Below are 20,578 nucleotides of genomic sequence, written 5' to 3'. Positions count from 1 at the left end.
GGATTTTGGGTCCAATCGACCGGATGCGCTAGTCAATCATGCGCTGATAGCTATCAAAAATATAGTAAACCTTGGCCACTGACACACTTGTTCTCTTGGCGGCGCTGGCACTGGCGCTGCTCCTTCTGGTGGTGCTGTTGCTGCGCCGTCCCCGCGTGGACCTGCCGCCCGAGTGGCTGGCACGCCTGCAGTCGCTGGAGCAAACCACACAGGCGACGCAGATTGCGGTGGCCAAGAATGACGGCGCGCTGGACGGCATGGGCCAGCAGCTGCGTGGCTTTACCCAGACCACGCAGTCCACGCTGGAGACACTGCGCCACGCCGTGGACGAGCGCCTGGCCCAGGCCGTGGCCGAATCCCGCAACGGCCGCGCCGAGCTGTTGGCTGCCTTTGGCGTATTCGAGGCGCGGCTGGAGCAGCGCCTCACAGCACTGGATGCGGCCACACGCCTCACGCTCGATTCGCTCAAGGGGGATACCCAGTCGCAGCTGGGAGTGATGTCGCAAGCGCTCAAGGACCAGCTCGAAGCCAACGGCTTTCAGATCAAGAACCAGTTTGCGGTGCTGCAAGACGCCGTGTCACAGCAGCTCACCGGGCTGGTGCAGGGCAGCCAGCACAACGCCGAGCAGCTGCGCACCGCGCTCAACGAGCGCCTGGCCGCCATTCAGGCCGACAACGCCACCAAGCTCGAAGAAATGCGCCGCACGGTGGACGAAAAGCTGCATGCCACGCTGGAGCAGCGCCTTGGCGAATCGTTCAAGCTGGTGAGCGACCGGCTCGAACAAGTGCACAAGGGCCTGGGCGAAATGCAGACCCTGGCGGGCAGCGTGGGCGACTTGAAGCGCGTGATGACCAACGTGAAGTCGCGCGGCACCTGGGGCGAAATGCAGCTGGGCGCCATCATCGATAACGTGCTCACGCCCGACCAGTTCGCGCGCAACGTCAAGACCGTGCCGGGCAGCGATGAGCTGGTGGAGTTTGCGATCCGCCTGCCCGGCAAGAGCGACGATCACCCCGTGTGGCTGCCCATCGACTCCAAGTACCCCGTGGAGCAGTACCAGCGCCTGCTGGACGCGCAGGACGCGGCGGACAAGGCAGCCATTCAGTCGGCAGGCAATGCGTTCGAGACGTCGATCAAGCTGGAGGCCAAGAAAATCTTTGCCAAGTATGTGTCGCCCCCACACACCACCGACTTCGCCGTGCTCTACCTGCCCACCGAGGGCCTGTTTGCCGAGGTGATGCGCCGCCCCGGCCTGGTCGAAGCGGTGCAGAACGAGTGCCGCGTGATGATCACCGGCCCGGCCAACCTGGCCGCCATGCTCAACAGCCTGCAAATGGGCTTCAAGACACTGGCGATCGAAAAGCGCTCGTCCGAGGTGTGGAGCCTCTTGGGCATGGTCAAGACCGAGTTCGCCAAGTTTGGCGACGTGGTCGAGGCCACCAAAAAGTCCATTGACGCCGCCGCCAAGAAGTTTGACGAGGTGGGTGTGCGCACCCGTGCCATCCAGCGCAAGCTGCGGGATGTGCAGGACCTGCCTGCGCCCGACACAGCCGTGCCGCTGGCAGGGGCCAGTCCATCGGCATTGCCTGGTTTGGATTCCGAGGACGACCTGCCGTGAACTGGGCCCTGGCGCGCCTGATTGCGGGGCAGATCTGCGTGCACGCCTGCATGGCAGGCATGCGACTGGCGGCGCCACTGCTGGCGCTGCGCGAGGGCCACAGTGCAGCAGCCGTGGGGGTGTTGCTGGCATTGTTCGCACTCACGCAGGTTTTTCTGGCCTTGCCCGCAGGGCGCTATGCGGACCGGCACGGCTTGAAGCGCCCCGTGGGCTACGCTGTGGCCCTTGCATCGGCAGGGGCTGCGCTGGCGCTGGTGTTCCCCGTCTTTCCGGTGTTGTGTGTGGCTGCGTTGATGACCGGTGGCGCCACCGGGGCCGCCACCATTGCACTGCAGCGCCATGTGGGGCGCGCTGCGCACGACGCCACGCAGCTCAAGCAGGTGTTCAGCTGGCTGGCCATCGGGCCTGCGGTGTCCAACTTCATCGGGCCTTTCTGCGCGGGGCTCATGATCGACAACGCGGGCAGTGCTGCGGGCAGTACCGAGGGCTATCGCGCCGCCTTTGCCCTGATGGCGGTGTTGCCCCTGCTCACCTGGTTCTGGGTGCGAGACACGGTAGAGCTACCGCCCGTGATTGCCGCCGCGGGCGGCCCCCCGCAGCGCGCGTGGGACCTGATGAACGAACCTCCGTTTCGCCGCTTGCTGCTGGTCAACTGGATCTTGTCCTCGTGCTGGGACGTGCACACCTTCGTGGTCCCGCTGCTGGGGCACGAGCGGGGCCTGTCTGCGTCCGTCATTGGCTCCATCCTGGGGGCGTTTGCGATTGCCGCTGCCGTCATCCGCGTGCTCATGCCCATCGTGGCAGAGCGCCTGCGCGAACGGGTGGTGGTGGCGGGCGCCATGGTCGCTACGGCCGTACTGTTTGGCGTCTACCCGCTGCTGCACAGCGCGCTGGCGATGGGCGCGTGTTCGGTGCTGCTCGGGTTTGCACTGGGCTCGGTGCAGCCCATGGTGATGAGCCTGCTGCACCAGATCACGCCGCCGGCCCGCCATGGCGAGGCGCTGGGCCTGCGGCTCATGGCCATCAACGCATCCAGCGTGCTCATGCCCATGCTTTTTGGCTCTGCGGGGGCCGTGATTGGGGTGGGAGGGCTGTTCTGGGTGGTGGGCTGCGCCGTGGGGGCCGGTGCACGGATGGCGTGGCGTATGGGCGAAAACCACTCCGCAGAGTCCCCCCAAAAAGGGTAAACAGGTGTAAATTGTCCCCACCCGGCAGCGGGTTTCGAGAGGGGGCGTTCATGTACCTGCGAATTTGGTCACGGCGCGTGTTGCCATGGTGCGCGGTTCTGGCCTGGGGAGGCAGTCTGTCATGCGTGGCGCGGGCTGATGACCTGGTACAGCAAGCGTTGGCGCTGGTTCAGCAGGGTCAGGCACTTCAGGCGTTCCGCTTGCTGGATGCGCAGGAGGCCCAGCGCGCTGGCGACCCCGTGTTTGATGCCGCCATGGGCGATGCTGCGCATGCCGCCGGGCAATACACGCGCGCCATCATGGCGCGAGAGCGCTGGCTGGCTGCTCAACCCGGCAGCACGGAGGCCCAGGTAGCGCTCGGGCAATCCTTGCAGGCTGTGGGCGACCGCCGGGGCGTGATGGCCTTGCCCGCGCCGGTGCAGGCCGCACTCATTCCGGTGGATGCCGGGCACACGCTGGATCAGTTTCTGTATTCCTACGATCGCCTGGATGCCGGAGGGCGCTCTTCGCTCAAGGGCTACGTGGAGTTGGGCGTCGGCCATGACTCCAATGCCAATGCAGCGCCCGTGGTGAGCGAACTGCAGTCTCCAGTGCCTGGCACGCCGGCGTGGGCGCTGCTGCCCGAGGCCCTGGCGACCTCGGGCAACTATGTGGTGGCGCAAGCGGGGCTGCGGGGGCGGGCGGTACTCAATTCGCGCTGGTCGGTGGTGGGCACAGCCGTGGGGGCTGCCCGGCACTACGGGGGCAACGCAGACCGGTTCGACCACACAGCACTGGATGGCACCCTGGGCTTGGCATGGCGGGCCGAGCGCCATGAGCTGATTGCGTCTGGCCAAGGGTCTTACTACGCGCTGGACGGCACGCGGCTGCGCACCATGGGCGGGGTGCTGGGTGAATGGATTTACCGCATAGACGGTTTTCGCCAGTGGGGCAGCTTTGTGCAGGTGCTCGACGTGCGTTACCCCGACCAGGCCTTGCGCAATGTGCGCCGCAGCGTGGTGGGCACCTCGTACTCCCATCTGTTTCGCAATGGCTCATCGGCCTATGGGGGCGTGTATGGTGGTCAGGAGCGCGCGCAGGCCAGTGGTGCTGACGCGCTGGGCCACCGGTTGTGGGGCCTGCGTGCCGGAGGGCAGTGGCCCCTGGCGCCTCAGTGGTCGGTGTTTGCCAGTGCGGACTGGGAACACCGGCGCTACGGCGGGCAGGACCCGTTTTTCGCGGTCACCCGTATCGACCGGCAGGCCCAGGTGGCTCTGGGGCTGAACTGGACTCCATCGCCTGGGTGGCGGGTCACGCCGCAATGGTCGTTAACGCGCAACGCATCCACGCTGCCCATCACCGACTATGAGCGCCGGGTGTTCTCCATCACCGTGCGCCGGGAGTTCTGAATGCTGTTACATGGCTGGTCCTGTGCCGATGCACCTGGGAGTTGTCTATGACGTCAGACCAAAAATACGCGCGGCTGGCGCTGCTGATGGGCATGGTGGCGGCCTGGCCCCTGACCGGGCTGGCCGCTGCGGGGCTGGTGCAGTTCGCGGCTGGAGACGTGCAGCTGCGGCGGGGCGAGACCTTGTCCCGCTTGTCCAAAGGTGCCGAACTCGATGGTGGAGATGTGGTGCTCACCGGCACCGAAGGAAGGGCACAGATACGGTTCTCCGACGGGGGGCTGGTGGCCTTGTACCCAGACTCGCAATTCACCGTCACCCGATATGCCGACGGTGCAGGAGCGGGCGAAGACCACTTTGTGGTGAACCTGCTGCGGGGGGGGATGCGCGCCCTCACGGGGCTCATCGGCAAACGCAATCCCGCCAACTACAAGGTGGTCACACCGACGGCGGTGGTGGGCATCCGGGGTTCCGCTTTCTTACTCGCCATCGATGCCAACGGCCAGGTGTTCGTCTCAGGGGAGCAGGACGAGATCGAGGTCTGCACCCAGGCGGGTTGTGTGGGTGTGACGGCGGGCGAGGCCGTGCTGGTGGTCTCAGACCAGGACTTGCCTGTCTATACCCATACCCGTGCGTTGTTGCCGGTGCCCCAGGTTCAGACACCCTTACTGGCGGGCGACCAGCTGGATGTGCAGGGGCGCCGCGCCTTTGTCTACATCGTTCCGGCGCCGGTCCCTGTGCCCGTTCCACCGCCGCCAGAGACCGCGCCGCCCCCAGCGCCCGTGCCCGTGCCCCCACCACCTCCCACGGGTACACCACAGCCGGGTACTCCAGCGCCGCCCGCCCCGACACCGACTACGCCACCGCCACCCACGCGGCCTACGGCACCGCCGGTGACAACGGCACCGCCGCCTGCCACGACGGCGCCACCGCCGCCGACAGTGCGGCCGCCTATCGTGTTCATCCCGGTCCTGCCGATCATTCTGCGCCCGCCACCTCCGCCGCCACCGCCTGTCATCAGGTAGCAGAAAGAGGCCTCAACACTCCACCGACACGCGCGTGCGTCGGTGGAGGGTTAACTTTCAGAGCTTGTAAAACGCCCGGATCAGGTCCCAGGCCTCCTGAGGGTCATCGGTGTAGTGAAACAGGTTGAGGTCCTGCGCAGAGATGGTGCCTTCTTCCACCAGCACGTCGAAGTTGATGAGGCGCTTCCAGTAGTTGGTGCCGAACAGCACGATGGGTACAGGCTTGGCCTTTTTGGTCTGGACGAGGGTCAGCACTTCAAACAGCTCGTCCAGCGTGCCAAAGCCGCCGGGGAAGGCCACGAGTGCCTTAGCACGCATCATGAAATGCATCTTGCGCAGCGCGAAGTAGTGGAACTTGAAGGACAGCGAAGGCGAGATGAAGCGGTTGCCGCTTTGCTCGTGGGGCAGCGCGATGTTCAGGCCCACGTTCAGTGCACCCGCATCATGGGCGCCCCGGTTGGCGGCCTCCATGATGCCTGGGCCGCCGCCGGTGCAGATATAGATGCGGTCGGCAGGGCGCTGGCGTTCGCTGTAGTCGGCAACCAGCTTGGCGAACTGGCGGGCCAGGTCGTAATAGCCCGCGTTGCGCACGGCCAGGCGCGCGCGGCGCACGCGTTCGGCGTCGCCACTGGCTTCGGCCTCGGCCAGCTGTGCTGCGGCTTCGTCGGGTGCGACGAAGCGCGCGCTGCCATACACCACCACGGTGCTTTCAATGCCTTGTTCGGCCTGGCCCAGGTCGGGCTTGAGCATTTCGAGCTGAAAGCGGATGCCCCGGGTTTCGCGGCGGAACATGAATTCCGGGTCGGCAAAGGCCATGCGGTTGGCATCGGCCTGCAGGGGGTTGCCGTTGTGGGCGTGGTTGTGCAGCTCGGCCCAGGCATCGGCCAGGCGGCGTTCGTTGAGTTGGGTGTTGGATTCCATGAGGGGCTCGCGTATCGGTAGGTGAACAGAGAAGAAAGGGGCGGCACCGGCAGCAGCGGGTGGGGGCCCATGCAGTGTGGCGTGAATGGATGACGAAATGGCTTGCTAGTGCAGGAACATCAAGCGCGAGATGCTATGAAATACGAAGCAGTTTGCATGCCAAGCACCGTGAGGCCCAGCGAGCCCAGCAGGTGCAGTGCTGTGGTGCCCAGCGCCATGGCATAGCGCTGCACCATCAGCATCTCGACGACTTCGGCCGAGAAGCTGGAAAACGTGGTGAGTGCGCCCAGGAATCCTGTGACCAGTGCCAGTCGCCACACAGGGTCGAGTTGCGGCATGGCGTGGAACACAGCGACGCACACCCCGATGAGATAGCCACCCACCAGATTGGCGGCCACGGTGCCCCAGGGAATGAGGCCCCCGGGGCTGAGCCACAGACCCAGGCGCCAGCGCGCCAGTGCGCCCACACAGGCGCCGATGCAGATGGCAAGAACGTTCAACATCGGGCCATTGTCGCCGGATTTTTGGAGCGTCGGACTGGCTCCTCTCCATCCCTCAAAACGCCAAGCGGGGCGTCCCCGGTGGGGGCGCCCCGCTTGGCTGTGCCTGCCGGCGGCAGGTGCGTTCAGCGTGCCGACATCTGCTGCGGCAGCCAGGTCACGATGCCGGGGAAGACATAGATCAACGCCACAGCGCCACACATCAGGAAGAACATGGGCATGGCCACCTTGGCGATCCAGGGCAGCTGGCGCCCTGTCATGCCCTGCAGCACAAACAGGTTGAAGCCCACGGGCGGCGTGATCTGCGCCATCTCCACCACCAGCACGATGAAGATGCCGAACCAGATGGTGTCGATGCCGGCCGCCTGCACCGTGGGCATGAGCACGCCCATGGTCAGTACCACCATCGAGATACCGTCGAGAAAGCAGCCCAGGATGATGTAGAAAATCGCCAGCGCCACGATGAGCTGCGCCTGGTTCAAGCCCAGCGACGCGATCCATTCCGCCAGGTGGCGCGGCAAGCCGATGTAGCCCATGGCCAGCGTGAGGAAGGCGGCGCCAGCCAGGATCAGCGCGATCATGCAGTACAGGCGCGTGGCGCCCATCAGCGAGTCCTTGAATGTGCCCCAGGTCATCGAGCCCTGCACGGCCGACAGCACCAGCGAGCCCACCACACCCACGGCCGCGGCCTCGGTGGCGGTGGCAAAGCCCGTGTAGATGGAGCCCAGCACGGCCGCGATCAGCAGCACGACGGGGATCAGGCTGCGGGATTCGGACAGCTTTTGCATGAAGGTCATGCGCACATCGGCCGCAGGCACCTGCTCGGGGTGGCGCAGCGCCCACAGCATGATGTAGCCCGAGAACAGCGCCGCCAGCAGAATGCCCGGCAGCACACCCGCAATGAACAGCTGCGAGATCGACACCTCGGCCGACACGCCGTACACGATCATGATGATGGACGGCGGGATCAACAGGCCCAGCGTGCTGGCACCGGCCAGCGTGCCCACCACCATGTGCTCGGGGTAGCCGCGGCGCGTCAGCTCGGGCAGCGTCATCTTGCCGATGGTGGCGCAGGTGGCGGCGCTCGACCCCGACACGGCGGCAAAGATGGTGCAGCCCACCACGTTGGTGTGCAGCAGCCGGCCGGGCAGCGCCTGGACCCACGGGGCAAGGCCCTTGAACATGTCTTGCGACAAACGGGTGCGGAACAGGATTTCGCCCATCCAGATGAACAGGGGCAGGGCGGTGAGGGTCCAGCTGGAGGCGCTGCCCCAGATGGTCACGGCCATCGCATCGCCCGCCGGGCGGGCGGAGAACAGCTGCATGGCGATCCAGGCGACGCCGGAGAGGGTGAGCCCGATCCATACGCCGCTGCCCAGGATCAGGAACAGTGACAGTACGAGCAGGCCGGTTATGGCGAGATCACTCATGGTAGGTCGTGCCGGGTTTATTCATTGCGCAATGCTTCGCCGGAGGAGGCATCCACACGCTTGCCCATCATCTCCAGCACCAGCTCGTCCAGGAACGCGATCGCCAGAATCACCGTGCCCAAGGCCATGGCGATCTGTGGAATCCACAGGGGCGTGGCGTCGCTGCTGGTGGAAATGTCGTGGAACTCGTGCGACTGCCAAGCCAGCTTGCAGCTGTACACCGCGAACAGCACGGCCAGCAGGGTGGCAATGGCCAAAGCCCAGATCTCGAACGCCTTCTTGGCGCCGCCCTTCAGAAAGTTGAGCAGCAGCGTGACGCGGATGTGCTCGCCGCGCTTCAAGGTGTGGGCGAGCGCCAAGAAGCCCGATGCGGCCATCAGATAGCCCGCATAGGCATCCGTGCCCGGCACGTGGAAGTGGAACTGGCGGCTGGCGATGGACAGCAGCACCATCCCCAACAAGCCGACCATGAAAAGCGCCGCCAGGGCGGCGGCGCTGTCGTACAGAAAGTCCAGCAGACGACGCATGTGCGTGGGCGCCTGGGCTTACTTGCGGTAGGCGTCGATGAGCGCCTTGCCTTCGGGGCCGGCCTTGTCCAGCCATTCCTTGAGCATGGTGTCGCCCACCTTAGCCATGTCGGCCTTCAGGGCGGCCGGTGGGGTCACCACGTCCATGCCATTGGCCTTGAGCTTGGCGACGGTGTCGGTGTTGACCTTGGCACTGTTGGCCCAGCCGCGTGCTTCGGCGTCGGCACCGGCCTTCAGCAGCGCGTCCTGGCTGGGCTTGTCGAGGGCGTCAAACGCCTTCTTGTTCACCAGCACGGCGTTCTTGGGCAGCCAGGCCTGGGTGTCGTAGTAGAACTTGAGGTGCTCGTATAGCTTGCTGTCCACACCGGTGGCGCCCGAGGTCATCGTCGATTCGACCACGCCCGTGGCCAGGGCCTGCGAGAACTCTGCGGCCTGCACCGTCACGGGCTGGGCGCCGACCAGCTCGGCAATGCGCGCGGTGGCAGGGCTGTAGGCGCGCCACTTGATGCCCTTGAGGTCGGCGGCAGAGGCCAACGGCTTCTTGGTGTAGATGCCTTGTGGGGGCCAGGCCACGGCGTACAGCAGCATCATTCCCTGCTCAGCCAGCTTCTTTTCCAGAAAGGGCTTTTGGGCGGCGTAGAGCTTCTTGGAGGCGTCGTAGCTATCGGCCAGGAAGGGCAGGCCATCCACGCCAAACAGCTGCCATTCGTTCTGGAAGTTGGCCAGCAGGATCTCGCCCATCTGCGCCTGGCCGCCTTGCACAGCGCGCTTGATTTCAGGGGCCTTGAACAGCGCGGCGTTGGCATGCACCGTGATCTTGAGCTTGCCGCCCGTGGCCTTGTCCACATCGCTGGCCAGCTGCACCATGTTCTCGGTGTGGAAGTTGGTGGCGGGGTAGGCGGCGGCCAGGTCCCACTTGGTCTGGGCGAATGCCGAGGTGGCAGACAGGCCCGCAGCCAGTGTCAGGGCGAGTGCGGTCACGGGGAAGATTCGACGCTTCATGGATATTGCTCCGCAGGGTTGTATGTACAAGGTTGGATGTAACAAATCACTGTATCGGAAGCCGATCCGATTGCGATAGGTGTTTTGCCTAAACGCTGACAAATTGCCAACAAATTACCATCGACTTGCCTACAATGCCCCATGCATATCCCGTGCCAATGACAGAACCCGCAGGCCTGAACCCGCCATGAAATCTGACGCCAAGCCCAAGCCCAAGGCCAAAACCGACTCCGGTCCCATCGTGTCGTCGGCGCATCTGGTGTCGGCGCAGAGTGCAGAGATGAGCGAGTTCGAGTTCGGCCTCATCGTGGCGGGCAACGCTTTCCACCGCTGGGTGGTGCACTGCATGGCGGCGGCGGGTCTCAAGGACCTGACGCCGCTCGACGTGGTGGTGCTGCACCATGTCACGCATCGCGCGCGCGACAAGCGACTGGCCGACATCTGCTTCATCATGAACGTGGAAGACACGCACCTGGTGAACTACTCACTCAAAAAGCTGCAGACCCTGGGCGTGGTCGCCTCGCAGAAGAACGGCAAGGAAGTCACCTACGCCGCCACCGACACCGGCCGCGCCTATGTGCAGCGCTACCGCGAGATCCGCGAGAGCTGCCTCATCGATGCCTTGAATGCCGATGACGCGCTGAACCGCGACATCGGCGAACTGGCCCGTTTGCTGCGTGTGCTCTCGGGCATGTATGACCAGGCAGCGCGCTCCGCAGCGTCGCTGTGACAACCTGCCCCTGGTTTCTGGTTTTTTGAATGAAATGCAGCTGTAGCGCAGGTATTCAATGCGCTGGCAGCTATTGATTAGATAGCATCATCATGTCCCAACAAGTTTCTCCTTTGTCCCGCTGGCAGTTCTGGATCGACCGGGGTGGCACCTTCACCGACGTGGTGGGAAAGCGCCCGGACGGCACCTTGGTCACGCACAAGCTGCTGTCCGAGAACCCCGAGCAGTACAAGGACGCGGCGGTGGCCGGCATCCGCCACCTGCTGGGCTTGCAGCCGGGCGAGCCGGTGACGCCCGCGCTGGTGGAGTGCGTGAAGATGGGCACTACCGTGGCCACCAACGCGCTGCTGGAGCGCAAGGGCGAGCCCACGCTGCTCATCACCACCAAGGGCTTCAAGGACGCGCTGCGCATTGCGTACCAGAACCGCCCGCGTCTGTTCGACCGCCACATCCTGCTGCCGGAGCTGTTGTACGAGCGCGTGTTCGAGGCGCAGGAGCGTGTGGGCGCGCGGGGCGAGGTGATCGAGCCGCTGGACGAAGCCCACCTGAAAGAACGCCTGTGGGCGGCCTACGACGCAGGCCTGCGCAGCGCGGCCATCGTGTTCATGCACGGTTATCGCTACACCGCACACGAAGAGGCCGCCGCCCGCATTGCGCGCGAAGCGGGCTTCACGCAGGTCAGCGCATCGCACGCCACCAGCCCCATGATGAAGCTGGTGAGCCGGGGCGACACCACGGTGGTGGATGCGTACCTGTCGCCTATCCTGCGCCGCTATGTGGACCAGGTGGCGAGCGAAATGCCGGGCGTGAAGTTGTTCTTCATGCAGTCGTCGGGCGGCCTCACGGATGCGCAGGTGTTCCAGGGTAAGGACGCGATCCTGAGCGGCCCTGCAGGCGGCATCGTCGGCATGGCGCGCACCGCTGGGTTGGCAGGCCACGACAAGGTCATCGGCTTTGACATGGGGGGCACCAGCACCGACGTGAGCCACTACGCGGGCGAGTTCGAGCGCGAGTTCGAGACCCAGGTGGCGGGCGTGCGCATGCGGGCGCCCATGATGAGCATCCACACCGTGGCGGCCGGCGGCGGCTCCATCCTCGGCTTTGATGGCGCACGCTTCCGCGTCGGCCCCGAAAGCGCGGGCGCCAACCCCGGCCCCGCCAGCTACCGCCGGGGCGGCCCGCTGGCCGTGACCGATGCGAACGTGATGGTGGGCAAGATCCAGCCCGCGCACTTCCCCAAGGTGTTTGGCCACGCTGCGAACGAGGCGCTGGATGGCGATGCGGTGGCACAGAAGTTTGAAGGCCTCGCCACACAGACCGGTCGCAAGGCCGAAGACGTAGCCCATGGCTTCATTCAGATCGCCGTGCAGCAGATGGCCAATGCCATCAAGAAGATCAGCGTGGCACGCGGCTACGACGTGACGCGCTACACGCTGCAGTGTTTTGGCGGCGCGGGCGGCCAGCATGCGTGTTTGGTGGCCGACGCGCTGGGCATGACGCGCGTGTTTGTGCATCCGCTGGCGGGGGTACTCAGCGCCTACGGCATGGGCCTGGCGGATCAGAACGTGATCCGCGAACAGGCGGTGGAAACCAAGCTCGTGCCGGACGCGTTGCCCGGCATCGAGGCCACGCTGGAGCAACTGGCCACCACCGCGCGCACCGAGCTGGAGCGCCAGCAGGTGGGCGCGGGCACTGCTGTGGTGCACCGCCGCGTGCATGTGCGCTATGAGGGCAGCGACTCCGCGCTCATCGTGCCATTCGGCTCGCTGGCCGAAATCACCGCCGCGTTCGAGAACGCCTACCGCCAGCGTTTTGCCTTCCTCATGCAGGGCAAGGGCCTGGTGGTGGAGGCTGTGTCCGTCGAGGCCGTGGTGCCCGGCGATGCCCCCGTGGAGCCACGCCACACGCTGCAGCCCGCGCGCGAGGTGCCGCGCCGCAGCACCGTGCGCATGTACACCGGTGGCATCGATGGCGTGCCTGCATGGCACGACGCAGCCCTGGTGGTGCGCGACGACCTGCGCCCCGGCGATGTGATCCCCGGCCCGGCCATCATTGCCGAGAAGAACGCTACAACAATAGTGGAGCCTGGCTGGGAGGCCACGCTGACCGATCTGGACCACCTGCTGCTCAACCGCCGTGTGGCGCGCGCCGTGCAGCATGCCGTGGGCACCACGGTGGACCCGGTGCTGCTGGAGGTGTTCAACAACCTGTTCATGAACATTGCCGAGCAGATGGGGCTGCAGCTGCAGAACACGGCGTACTCGGTGAACATCAAAGAGCGCCTGGACTTCAGCTGCGCGCTGTTTGACACCGCCGGCAACCTGATCGCCAACGCGCCCCACATGCCCGTGCACCTGGGCAGCATGGGCGAGAGCATCAAGACCGTGATCCGCGAGAACGCGGGCCGCATGCAGCCCGGCGATGTGTTCGTGCTCAACGACCCGTACCACGGTGGCACGCACCTGCCGGACATCACGGTCATCACGCCGGTCTACATCGCCAACGAGGCCGAGCCCACGTTCTATGTGGGCAGCCGGGGCCACCACGCCGATGTGGGCGGCACCACGCCGGGCTCCATGCCGCCGTTCTCCACGCGCATTGAAGAAGAGGGCGTACAGATCAACAACGTGAAGCTGGTGGAATGCGGCACCTTGCGGGAACGCGAGATGATTGCGTTGCTGGAAAGCGGCGAATACCCCAGCCGCAACCCCCAGCAGAACATGGCCGACCTGCGCGCGCAGATCGCCGCCAACGAGAAAGGCCAGCAGGAGCTGCGCCGCATGGTGGCCGAGTTTGGCCTGGACGTGGTGCAGGCCTATATGCGCCATGTGCAGGACAACGCCGAAGAGTCCGTGCGCCGTGTGATCACGCAGCTCAAGGACGGCAGCTTCACCCTGCCGCTGGACAACGGCGCGCAGATCAGCGTGTCGGTCAAGGTCAATGTGGCCGAGCGCAGCGCGGTCATCGACTTTGCAGGCACCAGCCCGCAGCAGACGAACAACTTCAACGCGCCCACGGCGGTGTGCATGGCGGCGGTGCTGTATGTGTTCCGCACGCTGGTGGATGACGACATTCCGCTGAACGCGGGGTGCCTCAAGCCGCTCAACGTCATCATCCCGCCCGGCAGCATGCTCAACCCCAACCCACCTGCGTCAGTGGTGGCGGGCAATGTGGAAACGTCCACCTGCATCACCAACGCGCTGTATGGCGCCTTGGGCCTGATGGCGGCGGGACAGTGCACGATGAACAACTTCACGTTTGGCAGCACGCGCTACCAGTACTACGAGACCATCTCGGGCGGCAGCGGCGCGGGCGGTGTGTGGGATGCCAACGGGCAGCTGGTGGGCGGTTTTGGTGGCACCAGCGTCGTGCAATGCCACATGACCAACTCGCGCCTGACGGACCCCGAGGTGCTGGAGTTCCGCTTTCCGGTGCGGCTGGAGGGCTACGAGATCCGCAAGGGATCGGGCGGTGCCGGGCAGTGGAAAGGTGGCGACGGCGGCGTGCGCCGTGTGCGCTTTCTGGAGCCGATGACGGCCAGCATCTTGTCGAACGGCCGCCACCATGGCGCGTTTGGCATGGCGGGCGGCCAGCCGGGGGCCGTGGGTATCAACAAGGTGGTGCGCAGCGATGGCCGGGTGGAGCTGCTGGACCACATCGGCCAGGCAGAGATGCTGCCGGGCGATGTGTTCGAGATTCACACCCCCGGCGGCGGCGGGTTTGGTGTGTCGGGTGCGAAATAAGAGCCAAAAGTGCCGCAAGCGCATGTTTTATATGCGCCTGCAGCTATCAAATCAGGAGTGGTTGATCAGGCGTCTTTGACTTCCGTGTTCACACCCACCTTGGGTTGGCTCAGGCTGGGCGGCACATCGCGCCCGGCCTGCCGTGCGCGGAACAGCGCCGCGCGCATGAGAAAGATCGACATCACCGGCACCGTGATCGCCACGAACACGGCGATCAGCAGCGCATGCAGCGCCAAGCTGCGGTCGGTCACCGAGAAGTACAGCACGGTGCCGTGCATGATCAGCCAACAGCCCAGCGTGGCAATGATGGAGGGCGCGTGTACCCGTTCAAAAAAGGTCGGTAGGCGCAGCAAGCCGATGGAGCCCAGCAGGGCCAGCGCGGCACCAGCCAGCACCAGCACGGCCACGATGATTTCCAGCCACAGCGGAAGAACAGCGGTGGTGGCGGCTTCGGTCATTCGATCACCTCGCCGCGCAGCAAAAACTTGGCCATGGCCATGGAGCCGACAAAGCTGAGCAGCGCCAGCAGCAGTGCGGCCTCAAAGTAGTTCTTGCTGCCGTAGAGCAGACCCAGCACCAGCATCACCAGCATGCCGCTCAAGTACATGCAGTCCAGCGCCAGCACGCGGTCTTGCGCGGAAGGGCCCTTGAGCAGTCGGATCAACGCGCAGCCCATGGCCAGCGCGAGCATGAGCAGGGCGGCCGGCAGGGCCCAGTCCAGCACGGGGGTCATTCAAAAATCTCCATCAGGGGCGTCTCGTAGCGCTGCTTCACGTCAGCGATCACCGTGGCGGGGTCGTCCAACTCCAGCACGTGCAGCAGCAGCATGCTGCGGTCCAGCGAAATCTCGGCCCACGCGGTACCGGGTGTGATGCACACGATCATCGCCAGCACGGCCAATGCGTTGGGGTCTCGCACGTCCAGCGGGATGTGCACAAAGCCCGCAGGATGGCGCCTGCGGCCGGGTGCCAGCAGCAGGCGAGCCACCGCCAGGTTGGACCGGGTGGTGTCTGCCACCACCGTGAGTGCCAGGCGCAGGACGGTGCCCGGCTTGCGGATGCGTACCGGCAGCGGGCGCAGCCCGGCGGTGAGCAGCGGGATGGCCAGTGCCAGCACCGTGCCCAGCACGAAGTGGCCCGCGCTCAGGCTGCGGTTGAGCAGCAGCCACAGGCCCAGGAGCGCCAGCGAGAGCAGCGGGGCTGGCACCAGGCGCCGCAATGGACCGGGGCGTGGCGGCATGGCGGGGGCGTTGGACGCCGCAGGTTGAGCAGGTTGGGTCATGGCTTGTCCCCCGTTGGCGTGGTTTCAGGCATCGCCGCAGGCGAAGCCGCGACGGGCGCAGCGGTCATCACCGCACGCACGTAAGTACCGGGCGCATGCAGGGCATCGGCCGTGGCCTGGGTGTAGCGCATCACCGCCCCAGCCTGCCACACCAACGCCACACAGGCCAGCAGCAGCAGCGCAATGGGCAGCCCCTCCAGCACCAAAAGCTGCGGTGACGCGCGGCCCTGGGCCGACCAGAAATGGCGAATGCCCGCGCGTGTGAGTGCCAGCAGCGCCAGCAGCCCCGAGCCCACCAGCAACGCCACCAGCATCCAGCCCGCAGCGCCCAGGCGGATGCCCTGGGCCGCGCCCAGCCCCAGAGGGTTGAGCAGTGCGTGGATCATGGCGAACTTGCCCACAAAACCGGGCAAGGGCGGCAGGCCCGCAATGACCAGCGTGCAGGCCATGAACGCCAGGCCCAGAAAGGCCGCTGCGGCGGGGATGACCTGGCCGATCAGCGCCTGTTCCTTGTCGTCCAGGTTCATGCCCTCGGTGGGCACCAGGTCGGCCGACAGAAAGGGTGCGTCGTCGGTCTGCTCATACGGAGCCAGATTGGCACCGTTGTTGCGCCAGCGGTCGATCAGGTCGGTGAGCAGGAACAGCGCACTCACGGCCAGGGTAGAGCTGAGCAGGTAGTACAGCAGCCCGCCCGTGAGCAGGTTTTGCCCAAAGCCCACGGCGGCCAGCAGCGTGCCCGACGACAGCACGGCGCTGAACCCTGCCAGGTGCCCCAGCCGCTGCGAGCCCAGCATACCGATCGCACCAAAGGCCATGGTCAGCATGCCGCCGCCAATGAGCCACTGGCTGCCAAACAGCGCGGATTCACCGGCCTCGGCGCCAAACAGCAGTGTCCACAGCCGCAGCACGCTGTACACGCCCACCTTGGTCATGAGCGCGAACAGCGCACCCACGGGCGCCGTGGCCGCACTGTAGGCAGGCACCAGCCAGAAGTTGAGCGGCCACACGGCGGCCTTGATGAGGAACGCGACCGCCAGAATCGCAGCGGCCGCATGCAGCAGCCCCCGGTCTGCCACGGCCACACCCGCAATGCTCTGGGCCAGGTCGGCCATGTTGAGCGTGCCGGTGATGCCGTAGAGCATCGACACCCCGATGAGGAACAGCGAAGAGGCGGCGAGGTTGATGGCGATGTAGTGCAGCCCCGCCGACACGCGCGGGCGGCCTGAGCCGTGCAGCAGCAGCCCGTAGGACGCCGCCAGCATGATCTCGAAGAACACAAACAGGTTGAACAGGTCGGCCGTGAGGAACGCACCGGCCAGCCCCATGAGCTGGAACTGGAACAGCGGGTGAAAGTGCACACCCGCCCGGTGCCAGCGCGCGGCCGAGAACAGCACCGTGGCGAGCGCCACTGTGCTGGTCAGCACCAGCATCATGGCCGACAGGCGGTCGATGACCAGCACGATGCCGAACGGCGCCGGCCAGTTGCCCGGCAGGTACACGCCCAGGCTGGTCTGCACGCTGGGCTCCTTGGCCTGCACCAGCAGCAACACAGCCACCACCAGGCCGACCAGGGTCGATGTGATGTTGAGCGTGACCTTGGTGCGCTGGCGTTCCTCGCGCAGCAGCAGCATGAGCCCGGCCGTGAGCAGGGGCAGCGCAATGGGCGCGAGGATCAGGTGCGGCATCAGCCGGTCAAGTAAAAATCCTGTGAATGTCATGTCATCGGTCCACGGCGCTGCGCACGAAACTGGCGCGCGCTAGGCCAGGGCAGCCTAGCAAGGGCCGCCCCGCAGCGAGGGCTGCGTCCCCCTGCCCCCAGTGCGCAGCACTGCGAGAGCGGGGGGAAGCGGCGAAGCCGCTCAGGGGGGTGTTCTTCATCACGGCATTTCCTGCACGTCTTTACCCTTGGTGCCGTCCACATGGTCGGTGCCCGCCATGCCACGCGATGCCAGCAACACCACGAGGAAGAGGGCGGTCATGGCAAAGCCGATGACGATGGCCGTGAGCGTGAGTGCCTGGGGCATGGGGTCGGCATAGTGGGCCAGATCTTGAGGCACCCCGGGCTGCAGCACGGGCTCCTTGTCAATCGCGAGGCCCAGGCGGCCCATGCTGAAAATGAAGAGGTTGACGGCGTACGACAGCAGCGACAGGCCCATGATGACCTGGAAGGTGCGGGGCCGCAGCAGCAGCCACACGCCGGAACCTGTGAGCACGCCGATGGCCAGGGCCAGTATCAGTTCCATGGACCTTCTCCCGGTGTGGCGGCGGCCTGGGCTTCTTCGGCCGCGCGTGCGTTGTTGTAGCGGTGGCTGCGCACCGACTGGTGGGCAATGCCGGTGAGGATGAGCATGGTGGAGCCCACCACCAGGGTGAACACGCCGATGTCGAAGAACAGCGCGCTGGCCACGTGGATCTCACCCACCACGGGCAGCGAAAAATGCGCCGTGTGGCTGGTCAAAAACGGATGACCCCAGGCCAGTGCGCCCAGGCCCGTGGTCAGTGCGGCGAGCAGGCCCACACCGATCCAGCGGCGCGGGTACAGCGGCAGATGCGCCTCGACCCACGAGGTGCCCGAGACGATGTACTGCAGCAGCAGGGCCACCGAGAACACCAGCCCCGCCACAAAGCCGCCGCCGGGCTCGTTGTGGCCGCGCATGAAGAGGTAGACCGCGACCAGCGTGGCAAACGGCAGCATCAGCCGCACCAGCACGGCGGGCACCATGAGGTAGCCCACGGCGGTGTCGGCAGTCTGGCGTGGGTTGGCGAGGTCGGTGTCCACATCGGCGGGCAGTGCGCGCTGCTGGGGCGGCAGGTCCATCACCTCGCGCGCAGGGCGGAAGCGCCGCAGCAGCGCATACACCGTGAGCGCCACGATGCCGAGCACCACGATCTCGCCAAAGGTGTCAAAGCCCCGGAAGTCCACCAGCATGACGTTGACCACGTTGGTGCCGCCACCTTCAGTAAGCGCACGCTCCAGAAAGAAGGTGGAGGTGCTGTCGGGGAACGGGCGGCTCATCATCGCGAACGACAGCAGCGCCATGCCGCCGCCCGCAGCCAGCGTCAGTCCCATGTCGCGGTACCGGCGCAGCTGGGTGCGGCGCTCTTCCGCAAGGGTGGGCACACGCAGGCTCTCGTCGCGCCGAGGCAGCCAGCGCAGGCCCAGCAGAATGAGGATGGTGGTCACCACCTCCACCACGATCTGCGTGAGCGCCAGGTCGGGCGCCGAGAACCACAGGAAGGTCAGGCACACGCACAGCCCGGAGCCACCCAGCAGCGTCAGTGCCGCCAGCCGGTGGTATTTGGCCTGCCAGGCTGCCGCCACGGCACACACGGCACCCAGCAACCACAGCAGCGCAAAGGCGGGGGACAGCGGCAGCTGCACCCGGTCGCCAATCGGCAGGCCCCGCGCCCACAGGGGCAGGGTGCCCGCCACCAGCGCGGCGCACACCAGCCACAGCATTTGCCACTGCAGGCGACCGGTGCCCAGCAGGCGGCGGCCATTGCGGCCCATCAGGCTGAGCACGGCCAGCGTGGCCTCAAAGGCCCGCTGGCCGCTGATGCGGCGCATAACGGGGGGCGCATCGATGGCACCCTTTTCGCGCTGCCAGTGCAGCAGTGCATAGAGCGCGATGCCCCCGCCCAAAGCCACCAGGCTCATCACAAAGGGGGTGTTGAACCCATGCCAGACCGCCAGGCTGTACGTGGGCAGTTCGCCTCCCACCACGGGCCGTGCGGCAGCGGCCAGGTAGGCCCCCACCGACCATGCGGGCAACGTGCCCACCACGAGGCAGGCCAGCACCAGCAGTTCCACCGGCACGCGCATCCAGTGCGGCGGCTCGTGGGGCGGGCGCGGCAGGTCGGTGGCGGGCGGGCCAAAGAACACGTCCACCGTGAAGCGCAGCGAGTACGCCACGCTGAACATGCCGGCCACCGTAGCGGCCACCGGCAGCAGCCATTCGAGCAATGGCGTGGTGTTCACGTACACCGTCTCGGCAAAGAACATTTCCTTGGACAGGAAGCCATTGAGCAGCGGCACGCCCGCCATGGCCGCGCTGGCCACCATGGCCAGGGTGGCGGTGATCGGCATCATGGTGCGCAGGCCCGACAGGCGCCGGATGTCCCGCGTGCCACTTTCATGGTCCACGATGCCCACGGCCATGAACAGCGAGGCCTTGAAGGTGGCGTGGTTCATGATGTGGAACACGGCCGCCACGGCGGCCAGCGGGCTGTTCAGGCCCAGCAGCAGGGTGATGAGGCCCAGGTGCGAGATGGTCGAGTACGCCAGCAGCCCCTTGAGGTCGTTCTGGAACATGGCCGCATAGCCGCCCACCAGCAAGGTGGCCAGGCCCGCGCCGCCCACCAGCCAGAACCACTGCTCGGTGCCCGCCAGCGCGGGCCACAGGCGCGCCAGCAGGAACACGCCCGCCTTGACCATGGTGGCCGAATGCAGGTAGGCCGACACAGGTGTGGGCGCGGCCATGGCGTGGGGCAGCCAGAAGTGGAAGGGGAACTGCGCGCTTTTGGTGAGCGCGCCCAGCAGAATCAGTACGAGCGCGGTGGTGTACAGCGCGTGGTTCTGGATGAGCTGTCCTGCGGCGAGCACATGGTCGAGGTCATAGCTGCCAACGATGTGCCCCAGCACCAGCATGCCCGCCAGCATGGCCAGGCCGCCCGTGCCGGTGACGGTGAGCGCCATGCGCGCGCCGCGCCGCGCATCCTTGCGGTGGTGCCAGTAGCCGATCAGCAGAAACGAAAACAGGCTGGTCAGCTCCCAGAAAAACGCAATCTGGATGATGTTGCCCGACAGCACCACGCCTGCCATCGCACCCATGAAGGCCAGAAAAAACGAGAAGAAGCGCGGCACCGGGTCGGCCGCAGACATGTAGTAGCGCGCATACAGCACCACCAGGCTGCCCACGCCCAGCACCAGCATGCAGAACATCCAGGCAAAGCCGTCCATGCGGATGACGAGGTTCAGGCCCAGCGCGGGCAGCCAGGCCAGCTCTTGCCGGATCACGCCGCCGTCTGCAATCTGCGGGAAGTAGAGCGCCGCCTGCACGGTGCAGAACAGGGCGATGAGTCCTGCCAGGGTGGACTCGGTATTGCGGGCGTTGGAGGGCAGAACCGCTGCCAGCAGGCTGCCGATGAAGGGGAGAAGGATGAGCGTGATCAGGGGCATGCGCGATTGATTCTAGGGCGTGTCCCTCTTCAATTACCCCACGCGCTGG

General features: G+C 66.0%; 17 protein-coding genes. 6 read left to right on the top strand and 11 right to left on the bottom strand.

Features of this window, described 5'->3' with window-relative positions; all coding sequences use genetic code 11:
• Positions 1-71 precede the first annotated feature (71 nt).
• The 4 genes from rmuC to ACTJKQ_RS21385 are packed head-to-tail and all read left to right on the top strand — an operon-like array spanning position 72 to position 5,216.
• A complete protein-coding gene (gene rmuC, locus ACTJKQ_RS21400; protein WP_440597997.1) occupies positions 72-1,619 on the top strand; it encodes a DNA recombination protein RmuC in 1,548 nt (515 codons plus the stop codon).
• The gene (locus ACTJKQ_RS21395; protein ID WP_440597996.1) at positions 1,616-2,806 is read left to right on the top strand and encodes an MFS transporter; all 1,191 of its coding nucleotides are present in this window, start codon (positions 1,616-1,618) and stop codon (positions 2,804-2,806) included. The genes rmuC and ACTJKQ_RS21395 overlap by 4 nt, the downstream gene beginning before the upstream one ends.
• 50 nt (positions 2,807-2,856) lie before the next feature.
• The gene (locus tag ACTJKQ_RS21390) at positions 2,857-4,194 is read left to right on the top strand and encodes a surface lipoprotein assembly modifier (protein WP_440597995.1); all 1,338 of its coding nucleotides are present in this window, start codon (positions 2,857-2,859) and stop codon (positions 4,192-4,194) included.
• 47 nt (positions 4,195-4,241) lie between these two features.
• Complete coding sequence (locus tag ACTJKQ_RS21385) at positions 4,242-5,216, top strand: FecR family protein (RefSeq protein WP_260667300.1); 975 nt, start codon at positions 4,242-4,244, stop codon at positions 5,214-5,216.
• Positions 5,217-5,273: 57 nt separating this feature from the next.
• On the opposite strand, the gene ACTJKQ_RS21380 is transcribed toward ACTJKQ_RS21385, so the two are convergent.
• The 5 genes from ACTJKQ_RS21380 to ACTJKQ_RS21360 all read right to left on the bottom strand — a co-directional run bounded on the left by ACTJKQ_RS21380 (position 5,274) and on the right by ACTJKQ_RS21360 (position 9,596).
• On the bottom strand, positions 5,274-6,137 hold the full coding sequence (locus ACTJKQ_RS21380; RefSeq protein ID WP_146871936.1) for a TIGR00730 family Rossman fold protein: 864 nt from the start codon (positions 6,135-6,137) through the stop codon (positions 5,274-5,276).
• A 119-nt stretch (positions 6,138-6,256) separates the two neighbouring features.
• Positions 6,257-6,640 carry a fluoride efflux transporter CrcB gene (gene crcB, locus ACTJKQ_RS21375; protein ID WP_121942719.1) on the bottom strand — a complete coding sequence of 128 codons (384 nt, stop codon included), beginning with the start codon at positions 6,638-6,640 and terminating at the stop codon, positions 6,257-6,259.
• A gap of 122 nt (positions 6,641-6,762) precedes the next feature.
• Positions 6,763-8,067: a TRAP transporter large permease gene (locus ACTJKQ_RS21370; protein WP_146871937.1), complete on the bottom strand. Its 1,305-nt coding sequence runs from the start codon at positions 8,065-8,067 to the stop codon at positions 6,763-6,765.
• Positions 8,068-8,084: 17 nt separating this feature from the next.
• Positions 8,085-8,594 (bottom strand): TRAP transporter small permease, encoded by a 510-nt coding sequence (locus ACTJKQ_RS21365; RefSeq protein ID WP_056746372.1) that lies wholly within the window; start codon positions 8,592-8,594, stop codon positions 8,085-8,087.
• A gap of 18 nt (positions 8,595-8,612) precedes the next feature.
• A complete protein-coding gene (locus tag ACTJKQ_RS21360; RefSeq protein WP_060986440.1) occupies positions 8,613-9,596 on the bottom strand; it encodes a TRAP transporter substrate-binding protein in 984 nt (327 codons plus the stop codon).
• A 187-nt stretch (positions 9,597-9,783) separates the two neighbouring features.
• Here ACTJKQ_RS21360 and ACTJKQ_RS21355 point away from each other — a divergent pair, with 187 nt between their 5' ends.
• Together ACTJKQ_RS21355 and ACTJKQ_RS21350 are read left to right on the top strand one after the other, a co-directional pair.
• Positions 9,784-10,326 carry a winged helix DNA-binding protein gene (locus ACTJKQ_RS21355; RefSeq protein ID WP_260667305.1) on the top strand — a complete coding sequence of 181 codons (543 nt, stop codon included), beginning with the start codon at positions 9,784-9,786 and terminating at the stop codon, positions 10,324-10,326.
• 92 nt (positions 10,327-10,418) lie between these two features.
• On the top strand, positions 10,419-14,069 hold the full coding sequence (locus tag ACTJKQ_RS21350; protein WP_440597994.1) for a hydantoinase B/oxoprolinase family protein: 3,651 nt from the start codon (positions 10,419-10,421) through the stop codon (positions 14,067-14,069).
• 65 nt (positions 14,070-14,134) lie between these two features.
• Here the strand turns inward: ACTJKQ_RS21350 and mnhG are convergent, their stop codons facing one another.
• From mnhG to ACTJKQ_RS21320, 6 genes are all read right to left on the bottom strand, one after another.
• Positions 14,135-14,527 carry a monovalent cation/H(+) antiporter subunit G gene (mnhG, locus tag ACTJKQ_RS21345; RefSeq protein WP_440597993.1) on the bottom strand — a complete coding sequence of 131 codons (393 nt, stop codon included), beginning with the start codon at positions 14,525-14,527 and terminating at the stop codon, positions 14,135-14,137.
• Positions 14,524-14,802, bottom strand: a complete 279-nt coding sequence (locus tag ACTJKQ_RS21340; RefSeq protein ID WP_099730474.1) for a K+/H+ antiporter subunit F — start codon at positions 14,800-14,802, stop codon at positions 14,524-14,526. Before ACTJKQ_RS21340 ends, mnhG begins: the two co-directional genes overlap by 4 nt.
• On the bottom strand, positions 14,799-15,308 hold the full coding sequence (locus ACTJKQ_RS21335) for a Na+/H+ antiporter subunit E (protein WP_192421934.1): 510 nt from the start codon (positions 15,306-15,308) through the stop codon (positions 14,799-14,801). The genes ACTJKQ_RS21340 and ACTJKQ_RS21335 overlap by 4 nt, the downstream gene beginning before the upstream one ends.
• Before the next feature lie 38 nt (positions 15,309-15,346).
• Positions 15,347-17,068 (bottom strand): monovalent cation/H+ antiporter subunit D, encoded by a 1,722-nt coding sequence (locus tag ACTJKQ_RS21330; protein WP_440597992.1) that lies wholly within the window; start codon positions 17,066-17,068, stop codon positions 15,347-15,349.
• Positions 17,069-17,227: 159 nt separating this feature from the next.
• Positions 17,228-17,593: a Na+/H+ antiporter subunit C gene (locus tag ACTJKQ_RS21325; protein WP_015014440.1), complete on the bottom strand. Its 366-nt coding sequence runs from the start codon at positions 17,591-17,593 to the stop codon at positions 17,228-17,230.
• On the bottom strand, positions 17,584-20,529 hold the full coding sequence (locus ACTJKQ_RS21320) for a monovalent cation/H+ antiporter subunit A (protein WP_440597991.1): 2,946 nt from the start codon (positions 20,527-20,529) through the stop codon (positions 17,584-17,586). The genes ACTJKQ_RS21325 and ACTJKQ_RS21320 overlap by 10 nt, the downstream gene beginning before the upstream one ends.
• Positions 20,530-20,578: the final 49 nt, after the last annotated feature.

Origin of the sequence: Acidovorax sp. 22279, from assembly GCF_052045435.1 — a bacterium.
GTDB classification, from domain to species: domain Bacteria; phylum Pseudomonadota; class Gammaproteobacteria; order Burkholderiales; family Burkholderiaceae_C; genus Acidovorax; species Acidovorax delafieldii.
The sequence above is the reverse complement of the archived record's forward strand: the minus strand, read 5'-3'. Positions and strand labels throughout refer to the sequence as shown.